At 40.1% G+C, this 18,879-nt stretch carries 20 protein-coding genes and 1 riboswitch; of the genes, 18 read left to right on the top strand and 2 right to left on the bottom strand.

Features of this window, described 5'->3' with window-relative positions; all coding sequences use genetic code 11:
• Nucleotides 1-17: 17 nt before the first annotated feature.
• Nucleotides 18-1,340 (top strand): diaminopimelate decarboxylase, encoded by a 1,323-nt coding sequence (lysA, locus tag NSQ41_RS12310; RefSeq protein WP_066247674.1) that lies wholly within the window; start codon nt 18-20, stop codon nt 1,338-1,340.
• Between the two features lie 43 nt (nt 1,341-1,383).
• Here the strand turns inward: lysA and NSQ41_RS12305 are convergent, their stop codons facing one another.
• Nucleotides 1,384-2,250 (bottom strand): DUF1002 domain-containing protein, encoded by an 867-nt coding sequence (locus NSQ41_RS12305; RefSeq protein ID WP_094246160.1) that lies wholly within the window; start codon nt 2,248-2,250, stop codon nt 1,384-1,386.
• Nucleotides 2,251-2,413: 163 nt separating this feature from the next.
• Here NSQ41_RS12305 and NSQ41_RS12300 point away from each other — a divergent pair, with 163 nt between their 5' ends.
• The 6 genes from NSQ41_RS12300 (at nt 2,414) to NSQ41_RS12275 (ending at nt 7,475) form a co-directional block, all read left to right on the top strand.
• Complete coding sequence (locus NSQ41_RS12300) at nt 2,414-2,851, top strand: peptidylprolyl isomerase (protein ID WP_063388640.1); 438 nt, start codon at nt 2,414-2,416, stop codon at nt 2,849-2,851.
• A 392-nt stretch (nt 2,852-3,243) separates the two neighbouring features.
• Nucleotides 3,244-3,395: riboswitch (FMN riboswitch) on the top strand.
• Nucleotides 3,396-3,547: 152 nt separating this feature from the next.
• Nucleotides 3,548-4,663, top strand: a complete 1,116-nt coding sequence (ribD, locus tag NSQ41_RS12295) for a bifunctional diaminohydroxyphosphoribosylaminopyrimidine deaminase/5-amino-6-(5-phosphoribosylamino)uracil reductase RibD (protein WP_311066292.1) — start codon at nt 3,548-3,550, stop codon at nt 4,661-4,663.
• Entirely contained in the window at nt 4,636-5,280 is a 645-nt protein-coding gene (ribE, locus tag NSQ41_RS12290) for a riboflavin synthase (RefSeq protein WP_063388638.1), read from the top strand. The genes ribD and ribE (NSQ41_RS12290) overlap by 28 nt, the downstream gene beginning before the upstream one ends.
• Before the next feature lie 13 nt (nt 5,281-5,293).
• A complete protein-coding gene (locus NSQ41_RS12285; protein ID WP_063388637.1) occupies nt 5,294-6,487 on the top strand; it encodes a bifunctional 3,4-dihydroxy-2-butanone-4-phosphate synthase/GTP cyclohydrolase II in 1,194 nt (397 codons plus the stop codon).
• Between the two features lie 21 nt (nt 6,488-6,508).
• Nucleotides 6,509-6,979: a 6,7-dimethyl-8-ribityllumazine synthase gene (ribE, locus tag NSQ41_RS12280; RefSeq protein WP_339211631.1), complete on the top strand. Its 471-nt coding sequence runs from the start codon at nt 6,509-6,511 to the stop codon at nt 6,977-6,979.
• A 127-nt stretch (nt 6,980-7,106) separates the two neighbouring features.
• On the top strand, nt 7,107-7,475 hold the full coding sequence (locus NSQ41_RS12275; RefSeq protein ID WP_327848148.1) for a GNAT family N-acetyltransferase: 369 nt from the start codon (nt 7,107-7,109) through the stop codon (nt 7,473-7,475).
• On the opposite strand, the gene NSQ41_RS12270 is transcribed toward NSQ41_RS12275, so the two are convergent.
• Nucleotides 7,476-8,000: a DUF309 domain-containing protein gene (locus tag NSQ41_RS12270; RefSeq protein WP_339210027.1), complete on the bottom strand. Its 525-nt coding sequence runs from the start codon at nt 7,998-8,000 to the stop codon at nt 7,476-7,478.
• 184 nt (nt 8,001-8,184) lie between these two features.
• On the opposite strand from NSQ41_RS12270, the gene NSQ41_RS12265 reads away from it, so the two are divergent.
• The 11 genes from NSQ41_RS12265 (at nt 8,185) to NSQ41_RS12215 (ending at nt 18,844) form a co-directional block, all read left to right on the top strand.
• Entirely contained in the window at nt 8,185-8,949 is a 765-nt protein-coding gene (locus NSQ41_RS12265; RefSeq protein ID WP_063388634.1) for a segregation/condensation protein A, read from the top strand.
• Nucleotides 8,930-9,514: an SMC-Scp complex subunit ScpB gene (gene scpB, locus NSQ41_RS12260; protein WP_063388633.1), complete on the top strand. Its 585-nt coding sequence runs from the start codon at nt 8,930-8,932 to the stop codon at nt 9,512-9,514. The genes NSQ41_RS12265 and scpB overlap by 20 nt, the downstream gene beginning before the upstream one ends.
• A gap of 124 nt (nt 9,515-9,638) precedes the next feature.
• Entirely contained in the window at nt 9,639-10,769 is a 1,131-nt protein-coding gene (locus NSQ41_RS12255; protein ID WP_327862955.1) for a D-alanyl-D-alanine carboxypeptidase family protein, read from the top strand.
• Complete coding sequence (locus tag NSQ41_RS12250) at nt 10,766-11,356, top strand: nucleoside recognition domain-containing protein (protein WP_063388631.1); 591 nt, start codon at nt 10,766-10,768, stop codon at nt 11,354-11,356. Before NSQ41_RS12255 ends, NSQ41_RS12250 begins: the two co-directional genes overlap by 4 nt.
• A 2-nt stretch (nt 11,357-11,358) precedes the next feature.
• A complete protein-coding gene (locus NSQ41_RS12245; protein WP_063388630.1) occupies nt 11,359-11,889 on the top strand; it encodes a spore maturation protein in 531 nt (176 codons plus the stop codon).
• 99 nt (nt 11,890-11,988) lie between these two features.
• Nucleotides 11,989-12,726 (top strand): pseudouridine synthase, encoded by a 738-nt coding sequence (locus NSQ41_RS12240; protein WP_339196760.1) that lies wholly within the window; start codon nt 11,989-11,991, stop codon nt 12,724-12,726.
• A gap of 171 nt (nt 12,727-12,897) precedes the next feature.
• A complete protein-coding gene (locus NSQ41_RS12235) occupies nt 12,898-13,419 on the top strand; it encodes a thiol-disulfide oxidoreductase ResA (RefSeq protein WP_063388628.1) in 522 nt (173 codons plus the stop codon).
• Between the two features lie 16 nt (nt 13,420-13,435).
• Nucleotides 13,436-15,067, top strand: a complete 1,632-nt coding sequence (locus NSQ41_RS12230) for a cytochrome c biogenesis protein ResB (protein WP_063388627.1) — start codon at nt 13,436-13,438, stop codon at nt 15,065-15,067.
• Between the two features lie 24 nt (nt 15,068-15,091).
• Entirely contained in the window at nt 15,092-16,267 is a 1,176-nt protein-coding gene (gene ccsB / locus NSQ41_RS12225) for a c-type cytochrome biogenesis protein CcsB (protein WP_063388626.1), read from the top strand.
• 91 nt (nt 16,268-16,358) lie between these two features.
• Nucleotides 16,359-17,081, top strand: a complete 723-nt coding sequence (locus tag NSQ41_RS12220; RefSeq protein WP_066247683.1) for a response regulator transcription factor — start codon at nt 16,359-16,361, stop codon at nt 17,079-17,081.
• Complete coding sequence (locus NSQ41_RS12215) at nt 17,078-18,844, top strand: ATP-binding protein (protein WP_339210026.1); 1,767 nt, start codon at nt 17,078-17,080, stop codon at nt 18,842-18,844. Before NSQ41_RS12220 ends, NSQ41_RS12215 begins: the two co-directional genes overlap by 4 nt.
• The last annotated feature ends 35 nt before the right edge of the window (nt 18,845-18,879 follow it).

Here is an 18,879-nt window from a genome sequence, read left to right as displayed (position 1 = left end):
AAAGCGGGGGCTAGTCTTTGTATTTACAGGGAACAAGTAAAATCAACCAGTTAGGGCATTTAGAAATCGGCGGTGTCGATACAGTTGAACTTGCCAAACAGTATGGGACACCGTTATATGTATACGATGTCGCACTCATTCGCGAACGAGCCCGTTCTTTTAAAAATACATTTGAATCATTAGGAGTTCCATATCAAGTTGCTTATGCAAGCAAAGCCTTTTCTTCCATTGCAATGGTGCAGCTTGCAAATGAGGAAGGGCTTTCTCTTGATGTCGTTTCAGGCGGTGAACTGTATACGGCATTAAAAGCAGGATTTCCTCCGGAAAAAATTCATTTTCATGGAAACAATAAAAGCATCGACGAGCTTGCAATGGCTCTGGAGGCAAATATCGGTTGCATTGTGATTGATAATTTTTATGAAATTGATGTTTTATCTTCTCTTTGCCAGCAAATGAATAAAAAAGTTGCGGTGTTGCTTCGCGTTACACCAGGCGTCGAGGCACATACACATGATTACATTACAACCGGGCAGGAAGATTCGAAATTTGGATTCGACCTTCATAATGGTCAAATCGAAAAAGCGATTGAGCTTGTAAAAAATCAATCGCATTTACAGCTATTAGGAATCCATTGCCATATCGGTTCGCAAATTTTTGGCACTGAAGGATTTGTTTTAGCAGCAGGAAAGATTTTTGGGAAAATTTCTATTTGGAAAGAGAAGTTTCAGTTTGTTCCGAAAGTTGTAAACTTAGGGGGAGGATTCGGAATTCGATATACGAAAGAGGATGATCCTCTGCCAATGAATGTATATGTTGAAAAAATGGTGGAAGTTGTGAAAGGACACTCTGAGAAGCTTCAAATTCCTCTCCCTGAAATATGGATTGAGCCAGGACGCTCTCTCGTCGGGGATGCAGGAACAACCTTGTACTCGATAGGATCTCAAAAGGTCGTCCCTAACATACGCAAATATGTTGCGGTGGACGGAGGCATGAGCGACAACATCCGGCCTGCTTTGTACCAGGCAAAATACGAGGGGGCTCTTGCCAACCGGATGAATGACGAATGTTCTGAGACTGTATCGATTGCAGGAAAATGCTGCGAAAGCGGGGACATGCTCATTTGGGATTTATCCCTTCCTACCGTAAAAGCAGGCGATATATTAGCTGTTTTTTGCACGGGAGCTTACGGATATTCTATGGCAAATAATTATAACCGGATCGCTCGGCCTGCTGTTGTATTTGTTGAAAACGGCGAAGCGAGACTTGTCGTCAAAAGGGAAACATACGAGGATTTAGTCAGTCTCGATTTGCCTTTAAAAGCGGAAGTCGGTCAACCGTAAACGAAAAACGGCGTCTCAACATTAGTTGAAGACGCCTTTTTCATTATTGGAAAAACGATGCGATGGCATCAATGATCGAAGAAAAGAATTCTTTCAATTTTTGCAAAAAGCTTTGTCCTTCTTCGGATTCGAGAAATTTAGAAATTTTGTCTTTTGCTTTGTCAAGCTGGTTTCCGACTTCATCCCAATTGATATTGACGTTAATCATATTGTTAAATAAGAGGATTAAATTGTTTATATCATCTTCGGAAAGATTTATTTGCAAATCTTTTGCTGCTTGTTCAATCATTTCTCTTAACTCTTGGTCATTTTTCGGAACGCCGTTTTCGGACATCTGTTCTTTTACTTTTGCAATTAATGCCGAAGCATTTTCGTCACCAATCTTATCTCCAAGCTTTGCTGTTTCCACCAGCTCTTGGTTGGCGACCTGTTTCACGTCTTCAGGGATCGCTTTATCAGTCGAAACTTCATAAGCTTTTATCAACCCTGTTAAAGCGGCTGTTCCGGAAACTTCAAAAGGCGCGGTGACATAAACATTTGCATCTTTGACACCAGCTGTCATGAGCGCATTTAAGTACATTTCATCCGTGACCCAGTTTATGTTGTTTGTTTGGACTTCTAAACCAGATCCCTTTTTCTCAATTTGTATTTTGGAAGAAGAAATCGCTTTTGAACCGATTTGCGCTTTCGGAATATAATCCCCTAAATATTTGTGCTCCTCTTCGTTTGTCACGGTGACCGTTTGCACGTTATCTGGTACGTCCATTTCCTTTAAGAGATCCTGCTTTTGCTGCTCCGTTAAATCGCTGCCTAACGTGACAATAACATCTCCAACAACAGAATCAGCAAAACTAGTAGTTGGTGTTGCCAATCCAATAGCAAGTAATATGGATAAAACGATTTTTTTCATCACTTAACCTCCTAAGCGAACATGACTTCGAATATATGATATAGAGTGCAAAAACTTTCAACCATTTAAGACGTATATATATACTAAAACGTTTCATCTGTATTTTATGTTTTACTCTATGATAAAATAAAGAGAAAATTTTTTCATGAAAGGGAGCTGTTTTATGAGCAAAAAAGGCTACATTTTAATGGAAAACGGAGAAAAAATTGAATTTGAGCTTTTTCCGAATGAAGCTCCAAATACAGTGAAGAACTTTGAAAAACTTGCGAATTCAGGCTTTTATGACGGTTTGACTTTTCATCGCGTTATTCCAGGGTTTGTAAGCCAAGGCGGATGTCCGAATGGCAACGGCACTGGTAATGCAGGATATACGATCAAATGCGAAACAGATGGCAATCCGCATAAACATGTAACCGGCGCCATTTCTATGGCTCACGCAGGCAGGGATACAGGCTCTTGTCAATTTTTTATCGTTCATGAACCTCAGCCTCACTTGGATGGAGTTCATACTGTTTTTGGCCAAGTAACTTCAGGCATGGAAACTGTGTTGAGCATGAAAAACGGAGATGTAATGAAAAAAGTAGAAGTGTATGAAAATTAAATTCCTCTTTCAAATAGAAAGGGATGTACAAAATGAGAATGAAAAACTGGATATTATTTATTGTTCTTGTTGTATTGAGCATTATTTGGGGACTCGTCTATTGGATGTTCATTGCTGACTAGCTGAATACCGCTCAGCTTTAGTTGATAATATAATTCTTGTAGATGCGGTCAAGTGTAGGAGAGAACTAATCGATAAAAAGGCACTTTTTCATATTGGTCAAAGATTGCTTTCTTGACAGAAGACCGTTTGAAGGGAGATAATAGTAAAATAATTGGCTGTTTTCTTCAGCTTTGTTTCTTTTTCAAAAACTCGTGAATGCTTCAAAATGGAAGGTGGGAAGCAAGAGGAAGCAGCCGTTTTTCCCATTGAAAATAACATAAAATGAATGATGCATCCTTCGGGGCAGGGTGAAATTCCCGACCGGCGGTGATAAAAGCTTTTAAGCTTTTTTAGCCCGTGACCCGCATTGGCGGAACGCCTTTGCGGTGGATCTGGTGAAAATCCAGAGCCGACAGTATAGTCTGGATGGGAGAAGGATCACTTTTGAAGGTGAGGAGTATAAACTGTTCAAAAAGAACAGATTTTATACTCTTATTTGAGTATACCTTCTTTTCGTTAAAGTGATCATCAAGCCCTGGGGGAACAAACCCGGGGCTTTTGTTTTGAAATCAACAAAAGGGAGGTGTGTCCTTTATGAATGACGAAAAATGGATGGAATTTGCCTTTCAGCTAGCGAAACAAGCAATCGGCCAAACGAGCCCTAACCCGTTGGTGGGAGCGGTCGTTGTGAAGGATGGGGAACTGATCGGGTTTGGAGCGCATTTAAAGGCTGGGGAACCCCATGCGGAAGTTCATGCTTTAAATATGGCTGGGGAAAAGGCAAAAGGTGCAACACTGTACGTCACGCTTGAACCTTGCAGCCATTTTGGCAAAACTCCTCCCTGCTCTGAGCTTATTATCAAAAGAGGGATTAAACGGGTCGTTGTAGCTGCTTTGGATCCGAATCCTCTCGTAAGTGGACGCGGTGTGAAAGCTTTGCAAGATGCTGGAATCGATGTGGAAGCCGGGATATTGCAAAAAAATGGACATGAACTTAACAAAGTTTTCTTTCATTACATTCAAACAAACACTCCGTTTGTCACATTAAAATATGCCGCAACATTCGATGGGAAAATTGCTACAAAAACAGGTGACAGCAAGTGGATTACCGGAGAGGAAGCAAGACAGGATGTGCACCGTTACAGAGAAATACACGACGGCATTTTAGTGGGGGTTAATACAATTATAAAAGACAATCCAAGTCTGACTTGCCGGCTGCCGGATCGCAAACGAACACCGATACGGATTATTTTAGATACCCATCTGCGAATTCCGCTGGATGCCAATGTGATAACTGACAAGGAAGCAGAAACTTGGGTCATTTGCCAAGATGGGGATCTCAATAAAAAAGCGGAACTGAAAAAATTAGGAATAGAAGTGTTGACTTTACATGATCAATGGAATATCCCAAATATTTTAAAAATATTAGGCGAGCGAGGCATCACCTCCCTGTTCGTTGAAGGAGGAGCAAGAGTCCATGCTTCATTTTTAAAAGCGGAAGCAGTGAATGAATTAATCGTGTATTTTGCACCCAAAATATTGGGAGACCCTGAAGGAATATCAGCCGTCATGGGCGATGAAGCATTAAAGATGAGCATGGCACATTCATTTGAAATTCAGTCCGTTACGAAAATAGGAGAAGATGTGAAAATTGTCTCCGTTCCGAAAAGAGGTGGACAAGATTGTTTACTGGAATCATTGAAGAAATAGGGGAAATCAAATCAGTAAAAGGAACGAATCAAGCAGTAATTTTAGAAATTTATGCAAAAAACATTTTGCAAGATGTAAAAATAGGCGACAGCATTGCCGTCAACGGAGTCTGTTTAACGGTCACCGACTTTGAATCGAATTATTTTTCTGTGGATGTCATGCCTGAGACGATGGCGGCAACGACATTAGGTACATTAAAAACCGGATCAAAGGTGAATTTGGAAAGGGCAATGGCCGTTGGCGACCGATTTGGCGGCCACATCGTTTCAGGACATGTTGATGGCGTTGGCACGATCGTCAAAAAAGAAAGAAAGGAAAATGCTGTTTATTATCAAATTAAAGCTCCTAAAGATTTGCTTTATTACATGATTTTAAAAGGTTCAGTTGCAGTTGACGGAACGAGTTTAACCATTTTTGGCTTAACAGAACAAACCTTTACGATTTCGATTATTCCTCACACATATTCAGAAACAATTATTGGGGAAAAGGAGATTGGCGATAAGGTCAATATTGAATGTGATTTGATCGGGAAATATTTAGAAAAGTTTGTCCGCAAAGAGGCACCAACCGGAATTACCGTTGATTTTTTGCAAAAGCACGGTTTTTACAGTGAATAGAGGTGATAGAATAATGTTTCATTCCATTGAGGATGCCATCGCAGATTTAAAACAGGGGAAAGTAATCATTGTCGTGGATGATGAGAATCGGGAAAACGAAGGAGATTTTGTCGGTCTAGCTGAGTTTTCCACCCCTGAAATGATCAATTTTATGATTTCAAAAGGAAAAGGTCTCGTCTGTGTGCCGATCACGGAATCGTTAGCGCACCGTTTGCAGCTTCACCCTATGGTAGCGGAAAATACAGATTTGCACCAAACCGCGTTTACTGTCAGCATCGATCATCAAACAACAACGACGGGAATCAGCGCATATGAGCGAGCTAAAACGATTCAGTCGCTCATTCAGCCGGATGCAAGGGCGGAGGATTTTAAAAGACCCGGACATGTTTTCCCGTTGATTGCAAAGAACGAAGGAGTATTAAAAAGAGCCGGCCACACGGAAGCAGCCGTTGATTTGGCAAAGCTGGCAGGATGCTTTCCAGCTGGCGTCATTTGCGAAATTATTAATGAAGACGGAACAATGGCTCGGGTTCCTCAATTAAAAGAAATAGCGGAACAATACAATTTAAAAATGATCACGATTCAAGATTTAATTCAATACCGCAGAAAACGGGAGGAATTAATCAAAAAAGAAGTGGAAATCGAGCTTCCGACAGGTTTTGGCCGTTTTAAAGCCATCGGTTATACCAGCTTGTATGATGGAAAAGAGCATATTGCGCTGGTGAAGGGTGAAATTAAGCCGGAGCATCCTGTTTTAGTTAGAATCCATTCAGAATGCCTGACAGGAGACGTCTTTCATTCTCACAGATGCGACTGCGGCCCGCAGCTTCATTCTGCATTGAGTGAAATTGAAAAAGAAGGAAGCGGAATTTTGCTCTATTTGCGCCAAGAAGGCAGGGGGATCGGGCTAATAAATAAATTGAAAGCATATAAGCTTCAAGAAAAAGGTTATGATACGGTCGAAGCAAATGAGGAACTCGGCTTTCAGCCGGATCAAAGAGAATATGCTGTTGCAGCACAGATGCTGAAGGATATTGGAGCCAAGTCTATTCGTTTAATGACAAACAATCCGAGAAAAATGAAAGAAATGCAAGAATACGGACTTGAAATATTGGAGCGGGTTCCAATTGAAATACCGGCAAACAAGGATAATGAAAAATATTTGAAAACAAAAAAATCGAAACTAGGACATCTACTTCATATTTAGCGGGAGGTTATACTAATGAGCATAAACAAAATTGAAGGACATTTAGTCGGAAAAGATTTGAAAATCGGAATTGTCGTATCAAGATTTAATGAATTTATTACAAGCAAGCTGTTAAGCGGAGCAATCGATGCTCTCATCCGCCACGGCGTTTCGGAAAGCGACATTGATGTTGCATGGGTTCCGGGGGCTTTTGAAATCCCGCTTGTATCCAAAAAACTGGCTGAGTCCAAAAAATACGATGCGGTCATTGCCTTAGGAACAGTTATCCGTGGATCCACTACGCATTACGATTACGTATGCAATGAAGCGGCAAAAGGGATTGCGAACGCTTCTCTGCAAACAGGAGTGCCGGTAATATTTGGCGTCGTCACGACGGAAAATATCGAGCAAGCGATTGAACGAGCAGGAACGAAAGCGGGCAATAAAGGCTGGGACGCAGCACTATCGGCAATTGAAATGGCAAATTTAATCAAATCCCTCGCCAAACTTTAAAGAAAACAGTTTAAAATTCATAAGAAAATGTATATAATGTTAAGAGCAATATGATAAATGGGATTCAACACTAGTTGCCCATAAAATCTTTCTTGAAAGAATGTTATATATTAACGAGGGATCCAGCATGTTAGTTCGATATAAGAAAGCTTTTGAAAAAATTGCGATGGGGCTTCTTTCCTTTATGCCGAGTGAAAAGGATTTAAAGCAGCTCCAGCAAACGATGAAAACGTATGAAAATGACGAAAATTGGCAGCTTTTCTTATGGAAGGAAGAAGATGTTATCGGAGTGATCGGCGTTGAATTGAAAGATAAAGGAATAGTGGAAATTCAGCATATTTGCGTAAACCCGTCCCATCGTCATGAAGGAATCGGCAAAAAAATGATCAATGCCGTAAAAGAGCTATATAAAGATAAACATGTTATTCCTAGCGAACAAATTCAATCCTTTTTTGAAAAATGCGACCATGAACAAATGGAAAAAGAAGAGAGCTGATCACTCTCTTCTTTTTCTTTTTTTATGCCAATTTTTCAATCTCTCCTCAATGATCTCCGTTCGATCCCTTGTTTTATGTTTATGTATTAAAAAAACGTTTGAAATATCGCTAGGCTCACCGAACGTTTTTCCTCGTTCCTTTGCCGTTGTTAAGCAAATTTCGTAAAGGTTTTGATCAAAAATCGGCAGCTGAATGCTTTTATATGGTTCTCTTTTTTGAATTCGACCAAAAGTGTCTTGTAAAATATGTAAGAGCTGTTCATCATCCAAACCGAGTTTGTTAAGAGACGCCGTTTCATTTTTTAAAATGCGAATAGCATTTTTCATCATCCGCTCAGCACCATTGAAATTTTTTCTCCTGTAATGATAAAAGCTAACGGCAATTTGTATGAGCCCGACCCAGATTTGTTTTCTCTCTTCTTTAGGATCTTTTTTCCACAATTCTTCTAAAATTTCATGACATTCAAAATAATCCCGGTCACAATGAAAATGATACAAAAACTCAATATATTCAGGTGGGTACATATTGAGAAAACTCCTTTTTTCTACTATATATGTTATAGTTTATGAAAATGGCTGCAAAAAAGAAAGTATTCATGCCTGATTTAAAAATAAACAAAAATGAGCTTTGTTGAAAAAGAGTATTGGATGGATTTTTCTATTGGTCTATACTAAAAATTAGCCATTTATCGAGGGTGATGATCAAGTAATGTATCTAGTAAAGTTAGAAGCTTTTGAAGGTCCGTTAGATTTGCTTTTGCATTTAATTCATCGTTTAGAAATTGACATATATGATATCCCTGTCAGCGAAATAACAGAACAGTATATGGAATATATTCACACGATGCAGGAGCTTGAACTGGATGTTGCCAGTGAATATTTAGTGATGGCAGCCACATTATTGTCAATTAAAAGCAAAATGCTCCTTCCAAGACAGGAGGAAGAGTGGTCAGACGAGGAAATCATCGAAGAAGAGCAGTCCGATCCGAGAGATGAGCTTGTTACCCGTTTAATTGAATACAAGAAATATAAAGAAGCGGCAGTAAAGCTGAAAGAACTGGAAAGTGAACGGGCGCTTGTCTATACGAAGCCTCCAAGCGACTTGAGCGAATATTTGGAGGAAAAAGAGCCGATTTTGCAAAAAGGAAACGTAACGGTTTATGATATGATCGCTGCCTTTCAAAAAATGCTAAAACGAAAAAAAATTGAAAAGCCAATCGAACGAACCGTAGCAAAAGAAGAAATCCCGATCGAAAAACGAATGAAGGAAATGATCATGGAGCTGAAGGCATCGAAAAAGAAAAAGGAGTTTCACGATTTCTTTCCAGCTGACAGGAAGGATTATATGGTCGTGACTTTTTTAGCTTTGCTTCAGCTGATGAAAAATGAATACGTTCATGTAGAACAAGAACATAATTTTTCAGAAATTTATATTTACGGGAGTGAAAAGCTGCATGAGTTTAGGGATTATTGAATGGAAATCCATTTTGGAAGGGCTCTTATTTGCGGCTGGAGACGAAGGCCTTTCCATCAAGCAATTAACTTCCGTTCTTGAAATTGACGAAGCAACGGTTTTAAGCATTATTGAAGATTTAAAAGAGGAATACCAAAAAAAAGAACGGGGGATCGACCTTGTAGAAGTAGCAGGGGTTTACCAGCTCACAACCAAAAAGGAGCATGCACCATATTTAAAGCGGCTGATGGAAACTCCTATGAACCAATCACTCTCTCAGGCTGCGCTTGAAACATTGGCCATTATCGCTTATAAACAGCCGATTACCCGGATTGAAATAGAAGAAATTAGAGGGGTAAAATCAGAAAGGCCGATCCGGACCCTTTTAGCGAAAGGGCTTATTCAAGAAGTCGGCAGAGAAGAGGGAGTGGGAAGAGCTATTTTATACGGAACGACAAAAGAGTTTCTTGAATATTTCGGATTAAAAACGATCGAAGAATTGCCTTCATTGACAGAGATCGAGAATGAAGAGCATTTTATTCAAGAAGAGGCAGATTTATTCTTTGAAAAATTAAATAACTTGTAAGTCGTCTCAGGCGGCAGTCTGAGACTTATTTTTATTTCACATTCTTTCAAATTCCGTTCATACGGTTGTCTTCTTTGCATAAACTTGTACAAAACGAATCGAATAAAGGGACGTGAAAGCATTAATGAACAAATGGACATCACGTATTAATGTATTCATTCTTTTTATATTGATAGGCCATTTTTTTATCCCGACAGCTCATGCAACGCATGCGATTGAAGTTAGTGCAGAAAGCGCCATATTAATGGATCAGGAGAGCGGCCGGATCCTTTTTGAAAAAAACCCACATAAAAAAATGCGCATTGCAAGCATTACGAAAATCATGACGGCGATTTTAGCAATTGAATCAGGAAAAATGGATCAAAATGTGACTGTCAGTGACCGCGCTGTCCGAACTGAAGGGTCTTCCATATATCTTAAGCAAAAGCAAAAGGTGAAGCTGGAAGATTTGGTTTATGGTCTTATGCTAAGGTCCGGAAATGACGCTGCGGTGGCGATTGCTGAATTTGTCGGAGGCAGTTTAGATGGTTTCGTATTTATGATGAACGAAAAGGCGAAGGAAATCGGCATGACAAATACTGAATTTGCCAACCCGCACGGTTTGGATGATCACGAAAACCACTATTCTACCGCATATGATATGGCTCTTTTAACGAAATACGCCATGGAGAATGAAACGTTCCGCAAAATATTTGGAACAAAAGTTTATAAAAAAGACGGATTTCAGTGGAAAAATAAAAACAAACTTTTAAATTTATATGAATATTGTACAGGCGGTAAAACCGGGTACACAAAGAGGGCAAATAGAACATTAGTATCCACTGCGGAAAAAGATGATTTACATTTAATTGCTGTTACGCTAAATGCTCCCGATGATTGGAACGACCATATGTCCATGTTTAACAGCGCGTTCAGCGAATATGATCAAGTGACGATCAAAAAAGAAGGATACCTTGCCATTGACAACAAGTTTTACAAAGACCGCATCTTCATTAATCGCGACATTGTTTATCCGCTGATGGAGGAAGAAAAAAACAAAATAAACATCCGTTTATTCCTAGCAAAACCGAAGGCTTCGTGGAAGAACCATCCTGAAAAGGTTCCAGAAAAAGTAGGAACATTGAGAGTGTTGCTCGATGGCGAAACGATTGAAGAAGTGCCGATCTATTTTGAAAACGGTGATGTAGAGCCTCCGCATGGCTGGTTTGGAAAGATGATCGATCTATTTTTTGATATGCTGGGTGTTTCCGCATGATTCATATTATTTGGGTTGCCTTAACTTTGATCGGCGTCGTATTTGCAATGTTCAACGGAACAATGGAGGAAGTGAATAAAGCCGTCTTTTCAGGTGCAAAAGAGGGTGTCACCATTGCCTTTGGCTTCATCAGCGTGCTTGTATTTTGGTTAGGCTTAATGAATATTGCGGAGAAAAGCGGTCTGTTAGAAAAGCTAGGGAATCTGTTCAAACCGCTGATGAGGAGAATTTTTCCTGATGTTCCCCCTGAGCATCCTGCGATGGGCTACATGCTGTCAAACTTGCTCGCCAATATGTTTGGGCTAGGAAACGCAGCTACACCGTTGGGAATTAAGGCGATGGAGCAGCTGAAAAAATTGAACAAAAATAAAGACCAGGCGTCCAGAAGCATGATCACCTTTCTAGCATTAAATACAACTGGATTGACTCTTGTTCCAACAACTGTAATTTCTATACGAATGACATACGGTTCGCATAATCCGACTGATATTGTCGTGCCAACGCTTCTGTCGACTTTCTTTGCTACCATAGCCGCTATTATGATTGACCGCTATTTTTACTATTTACGAAAAAGAAAAGGAGAATAACGATGGTGTTCATTAGTGCTGTTTCGATATGGCTGATCCCATTGATCATCGGTTTTATTTTGTTGTACGGAACTTTTAAACGCATTCCAACTTATGAAGCGTTTGTTGAAGGTGGAAAAGAAGGAATCGAAATTTCTTTTTCCATTATTCCGTATCTTGTCGGCATGCTCGTGGCAGTGTCTGTTTTTCGCGCTTCAGGGGCTCTCGATTTTTTTATGGACCTGTTAAAACCGATGTTTCAAGCTATCCACGTCCCGGCGGAAATTGTTCCGCTAGCGTTAATTCGGCCCATCTCTGGAACCGCTTCGTTAGGAATTATGAGCGATTTAATTTCAATGCATGGAGCGGATTCGTTGATCGGCCGACTGGCAGCCACCATGCAAGGGAGCACAGACACGACTTTGTATATCATTACAGTATATTTCGGTGCTGTTGGGATCAAGCGAATGGGCGATGCGATAAAGGTTGGGCTGCTGGCGGATTTTGCAGCCATCCTTTCTTCCATAATAATTGTTACGCTCCTTTTCGGTTAAGCTTTAATGAGCTTAGCTTTTTTATTTGCAAAAAAATAAATGCGTTCATCTTGTGTAACCAGACCGAAAGAAGGTAATATTTTTAGAGAGGTGAGATCAATGGAACGTTTGCAAAAGGTGATAGCGCGTTCGGGAATTGCTTCAAGAAGAAAAGCGGAGCAATTAATTTTGGACGGAAAAGTTACTGTAAATGGACAAGTTGTAACAGAGCTCGGAACAAAAGTATCTGACGAGGACAAGGTGGAGGTAAACGGGATTCCGGTAGAAAGGGAAGAACCGATTTATATTTTGTTTTATAAGCCTAGGGGAGTTATTTCGAGCGTGAAAGATGAAAAAGGGAGAAAAGTCGTCACCGATTACTTTCGAGATTTTGAGCAGCGCATCTTTCCGGTCGGCAGACTTGATTATGATACTTCAGGCCTTCTAATCCTGACAAACGATGGCGATTTTGCTAATTTGTTAATGCATCCACGATATGAAATTGATAAAGTGTATGTAGCGAAAGTTAAAGGAATTCCAGGAAGGAAAGAATTAAAACAACTGGAGCAAGGGATCATGCTGGAGGATGGAATGACAAAACCAGCAAAAGTCAAAATGCTTTCTTTAGATAAAAGAAAAAAAACGTGTATAATCGAAATTACCATTCATGAAGGAAGAAACCGGCAAATTAGAAGAATGTTTGATAAAATCGGCTATCCTGTGCTGAAGCTGAAAAGAGAACGGTACGCATTTTTAGATTTAAAAGGGCTCCATCCGGGTGCGTTCCGCGAAATTACTCCCCACGAGGTGAAGAGATTGCGGGCGCTGGCCCAGCACGGCAAGCATGCGAGAGTTTAGCCTAAAATCGGTTAAGCTTTCGCATTTATACCGACAAAACGTTGCAAACAATGTACTGCTTTAGGGGCTTACACGTTTTTATGTCACATAAACGTCAAAATTATTTTTCTGAATGAACGGAAATTCAATGATATAATAACAAGCGAATGAAAAACAAAGGGAGTACACACGATGAAAAAAAGGCGACTCATTACTCGCTCGATTATTCTTGTTATTTTATTAGGTGCTCTTGGATATACACTCTATTCAAATTTTTTTATGAGCAAAGAAAAAGTGAAAGTCGGATCAGCTGCGCCTGATTTTGTTCTTACTGATTTAGAAGGAAAAAAGCATCAATTTTCCGATTATAGAGGAAAAGGGGTATTTCTCAATTTCTGGGGAACGTGGTGCAAACCTTGTGAACGTGAAATGCCTTACATTGAAAGACAATATCAGCACTATAAAAATTTAGGCGTGGAAGTTTTAGCTGTCAACGTTGGCGAATCAAAATTAGTAGTGGAAAAATTTGCGGAAAAATACGGACTCAATTTCCCGATTGTCATTGACAAAAATCAGCAGGTGCTTCATGCATATGATGTAGATCCGCTGCCTACTACGTTTCTCATCGATAAGAACGGGAAGGTTGTCAAAATCATTACTGCACCAATGACGGAACGGGAAGTTCGAGATTACATGGAAATGATAAAACCATAGTTAGGGAGTTTTCAACATGAATCATGTGAAATGTGAATGCGGTCATGTAAATCCGTTCGGTACTGTGCTGTGTGAAAATTGCGGACGGGCCTTGGCAGCAGAGGGCGAAGGCAATTCGGAAAAACTTCATGATATGCGTTATGACGGAAGTGCCAGACGTTCTCAAACATATAATAAAACGATCGTCGATAAAGTATGGAATTTTTTCTCTTCTGTTAAAGTTGGAGTCTGGCTGATTGTGATAACGCTGATCGCATCAGCAATCGGAACGATTTTTCCGCAAGAATTGTACATACCTTCCAACGTAACGCCAGAGCAATTTTATAAAGATGAATATGGAATTTTAGGCCAGCTTTATTATCAATTAGGCTTCCACCGCCTATACGGTTCTTGGTGGTATATGACCTTGATCGCATCGATTGGAATATCGCTTGTGATTTGCTCGCTTGACCGGGTTATTCCACTTTATCGTGCCTTGAAAAATCAAGGTGTGTCTCGACACGAGTCTTTTTTGAAAAGACAGCGCCTTTTTAGCGAATCATATGTGGACAATATTGAAAAAAATGTAGAACAAGTTAAAAAAAATTTAACAGCGCGCCGTTATCGCATTCGAGAAGAAAATGGAAACATTTTGGCAGAGAAAAATCGATTTTCCAGATGGGGTCCGTATGTCAATCATATCGGATTGATTATTTTTTTAATTGGAGCCATGCTCCGCTTTTTCCCGGGGATGTATGTGGATGAGGTTCTCTGGTTAAGAGAAGGGGAAACGAAAGAAATACCCGGGACAAATGGCGAGTATTATTTGAAACATCATCAATTCATTTTGGAAACTTATCAAAAGGAAAAAGAAAAAGATGTGTTTCAGGAAGCGATTGACCGTGTCGGCGATGGAAGCGTAGCTAAAAACTTCCAATCAAATGTGACGCTTTATAAAAAGCAGGGAGACAGCCTGCCGGGTGAAGAACCAAAATTAAAAGAGGTAAAAGACTTCAGCATTCGCGTCAACGAACCGTTGAAATTTGATTCTTATGCTGTCTATCAAGTGAATTACAAGCTGAATGAATTAAATAAAATGACGTTTGATCTTATCGATAAAAAATCGGGGAAAAGCTTCGGGAAAGTTGTCATTGACCTCTTAAATCCAGAAAAGAAATATGATTTAGGAAACGGCTATGCTGTTGAAATTGCTAGCTATCTTCCAGATTTTTATTTTGATGACGAAGGCAATCCAGCCACGCGGTCGAGAGTGCCAAACAACCCGGCATTTGTTTTTAAAATGATTGCACCTGACAGACCGAAGGGAGAAACGAGTTTCGTTGCCATCCAGCAAACGATTGAACCTAACGAGAATAACAAATACAAAATGAAATTTTCAGGAATTGAAACGAAAAACTTAACGGGCCTAGTTGTAAGAAAAGATTTAACTTTATGGGTGCTCGGTGTCGGCGGAGCCATTTTTATGATAGGCTTAATTCAAGGATTGTACTGGCAGCATCGCCGCATATGGCTGAAAGCGGATAACGGCAAAATCATGCTGGCGGGGCATACAAACAAAAACTGGTTTGGATTAAAAAATGAATTGGACATCATTTTGCGCGATACTGAAATTCAAAAGCCTGTTGACCAAAAACAATTAAAAGAATAGAACCTCATGAAGGAGGGGAAGTTTGTGGCTGAACTTAGCAGCACTTTATTATACATTGCGTTTATTTTGTATTTAATAGGAACATTCTTTTTTGGAGGTTCCATCCGTGACAAAAGAGGAAAGGATGAAAAACCGAATAGATGGGCGCGATTAGGCATTGCTGCGGCGATCCTCGGTTTTTTGTCTCAACTGGGATACTTCGTTACGAGATGGATCGCTGCTGGACATGCCCCGGTTTCGAACTTATTTGAATTCACGACATTCTTTGGTATGATGCTAGTAGGAGCATTTATCATTATTTATTTTATTTATAAGCTGTCTGCACTTGGCTTATTTACATTGCCAGTTGCACTTTTATTGATTGCATATGCCAGCATGTTTCCGACAGAAATCAGCCCTTTAATACCAGCTCTTCAAAGCGATTGGCTGAAAATCCATGTAACAACAGCTGCTGCCGGACAAGCTATTTTGGCGATCAGCTTTGTAGCCGGAGTCCTGTATTTAACAAAGGTTGTGGATCAATCAAAAGCAACAAAAAAGACGTTTTGGCTTGAATTTGTCATGTTTGTATTAGTCACAACACTTGCATTTGTCATTGTCACAACCGTGTTCCGAGCAATGGATTATGAATCAGTGTTTAAATGGATCGATAAAAATGGACAAGAGGCGGAAATGGAATTTCATTTGCCTGCTCTCGTTGCGCCGCACGAAGGAGAATTGTTGACAAAAGATCGGCTTGCAGGCTTTGTGGAATTGCCGGCGATTTTATCGGCCAGAAAGGTGAACACTGTTTTATGGTCCACATTTGTAGGACTGATTTTATACGGAGTGATCCGCCTAATATTGAGAAAGCGTATTTCTGCAGCGTTGCAGCCTTTAGTGAAAAATTTAAATTTGGATGTGGTGGATGAAATTGGCTACCGTTCAGTAGCGATTGGATTCCCAGTATTTACGCTAGGTGCTTTAATATTTGCCATGATTTGGGCGCAGATCGCTTGGACCCGATTTTGGGGCTGGGATCCGAAAGAGGTTTGGGCATTGATCACTTGGCTGTTTTACGCGGCATATCTTCACTTACGGCTTTCGAGAGGATGGCATGGAGAAAAATCAGCATGGCTTGCGGTTATCGGATTTGCGATCATCATGTTTAATTTAATTTTTGTAAACCTTGTGATAGCTGGTTTACATTCATATGCATAAACGGATTGGCTGACTCATGATACATGCTGGAATTTGGATCATTATCATTTGAGTCAGCTCTTTTTTAACCTGATCAAGGGAGGAATAAAATATGTCAGAGAACCAGGATGTAACGATTTTAGTGGTAGATGATGAAGAAAGAATTCGCAGGCTTTTGAAAATGTACTTAGAAAGGGAAAATTATCAAATAGATGAGGCGGAAAATGGTGATGAAGCGCTTGAAAAGGCTCTTTGTGCCGATTATGATTTGATTATTCTGGATATTATGATGCCCGGAATTGACGGAATCGAAGTGTGCAAGCAGCTGAGAGAAAAGAAAGCCACTCCTGTCATTATGCTGACAGCAAAAGGAGAGGAGGTAAACCGTGTTCAAGGGTTTGAGGTCGGTGCGGACGATTATATTGTAAAACCGTTCAGCCCGAGAGAGGTTGTTTTGCGTGTGAAAGCGATTTTAAGAAGGGCGTCACAAACAAGCTATTTAAAAACCGATTCATCGGCGAAAAATGTGATCGTTTTCCCGCACTTAACAATCGATCATGATGCTCATCGCGTGACGGCCGACGGCAAGGAAGTCAACTTAACCCCGAAAGAGTACGAGCTGCTTTATTTTTTGGCAAAAACTCCTGATAAAGTATACGACCGGGAAAAGCTGCTGAAGGAAGTATGGCATTACGAATTTTTTGGAGATTTACGAACAGTTGACACTCATGTGAAAAGACTTAGGGAAAAATTAAACAAAGTTTCGCCTGAAGCCGCCAAAATGATCGTGACTGTTTGGGGTGTCGGCTATAAATTCGAGGTCGTTGAAGAATGAAATTTTGGAGAAGCGTTGTTGGCAAGCTTTGGATGACCATTTTATTTCTTGTGATAGTGGTTCTGTCGATTTTAACCATTTTGCTGCTCGAGTTTATGGAAAATTATCATATAAAAGATGCCGAGCAAAAATTGACCCAGCTTGCCAATAAAGCAGCCATTATTATGGAAAATCATCAAAATACACCATTAGCCGGCTCCATCGCAACTGAACTTTCTGATAAACTAACAAGTGTGTATATCGTTGATGGTGGAAAAACATATTGGCAAAAGCAAAATGACGGGGCGGGTGTCGCTCAATATTCATTAAATGAAATCATCAGTGAGAAAGAACTGTCAAAAGTATTGGAAGATCAAGAAAAAATCAGCCTTGTAAAAAGCTTTCCGCAAACGAATGATCACAATAAATTCAACAATGAAATGATGATCGTCGGAGTGCCTTATCAATCTGGAGCGATATTTGTCGTACAATCTTTGTCTGCCATTAATGAAACAACAAAACAAACAACTAAATATATTTTTATGGCAGCATTTATAGCTATTATATTAACGACCGTTTTTGCCTTTTTTTTATCAACCCGCATTACCTATCCGCTCCGAAAAATGAGAGAAGTCGCAATTGAAGTGGCGAATGGAAAATTTGATACGAAAGTTCCGAAGCTGACAAGCGATGAAATTGGTGAATTAGCTGTTGCCTTTAACCAAATGGGCCGGCAGGTGAAATTCCATATTAACGCTTTGCTGCAAGAAAAAGAACAGCTTTCAAACATTTTAAGCAGCATGGCCGACGGTGTCATTACGTTAAATATCGATGGAACGATTTTAGTCACAAATCCTCCTGCTGAACGTTTTTTGCAGGCATGGTATTATGAAAACGGGATGAATCCGAAAAAGGAACATGAGCTTCCGCCGGCTATTGAAGAGCTGTTTAAACGAGTGACGACGACTCACCGCGAGCAGGTTACAGAGATTACTTTGCAAGGCAGAACATGGGGAGTGATCATGAGCTCTCTTTATAATCAAAATCGTGTTCGAGGAGCGGTCGTTGTTTTGCGCGATATAACGGAGGAAAGACGTCTCGACAAATTAAGAATTGATTTTATTGCCAATGTGTCCCATGAGCTGCGGACGCCTATTGCCATGCTGCAAGGATACAGCGAAGCTCTTCGCGATGACATTGCAGGAAGCGAAAAGGAGCGGAAGGAGATTGTTCAGGTTATTTATGACGAATCATTGCGAATGGGCCGATTGGTGAATGATTTATTGGATTTGGCCAGAATGGAGGCAGGACATATTTCCTTAAATATACAAGATGTCAAATTGAAGCCTTTTATTGAAAAAATTATTCGCAAATTTCAAGGCATTGCAAAAGAAAAACAGATTCACCTCGAATATTTGCTGAATGTTCAAACGGATTCCTTTTCGTTTGATCCGGACCGCATTGAGCAAGTACTGACCAATTTAATTGACAATGCTATCCGCCATACGAGTGCACAAGGATTTGTAAAAGTAATTATTTCAGAAAGCAATGGTTTAAAAATAGATGTTCAGGACTCAGGAAGCGGAATCAGTGAAGAAGATCTGCCGTTTGTGTTTGAACGCTTTTATAAAGCTGACAAAGCGAGAACGCGTGGAAGAGCAGGTACGGGTCTGGGGCTTGCCATTGCGAAAAATATTGTTGATGCCCATAAAGGGGTAATACAAGTTCACAGCAAATTAAATGTTGGAACGACATTTACCGTATTATTGCCGCAAACATCGTAAAAATTTGCCGATCTTTATTGTTTCACACGTAACAG

Source organism: Aeribacillus sp. FSL K6-8210, from assembly GCF_037963925.1.
In the GTDB taxonomy this organism is placed as follows: Bacteria; Bacillota; Bacilli; order Bacillales; family Aeribacillaceae; genus Aeribacillus; species Aeribacillus composti.
The sequence above is the reverse complement of the archived record's forward strand: the minus strand, read 5'-3'. Positions and strand labels throughout refer to the sequence as shown.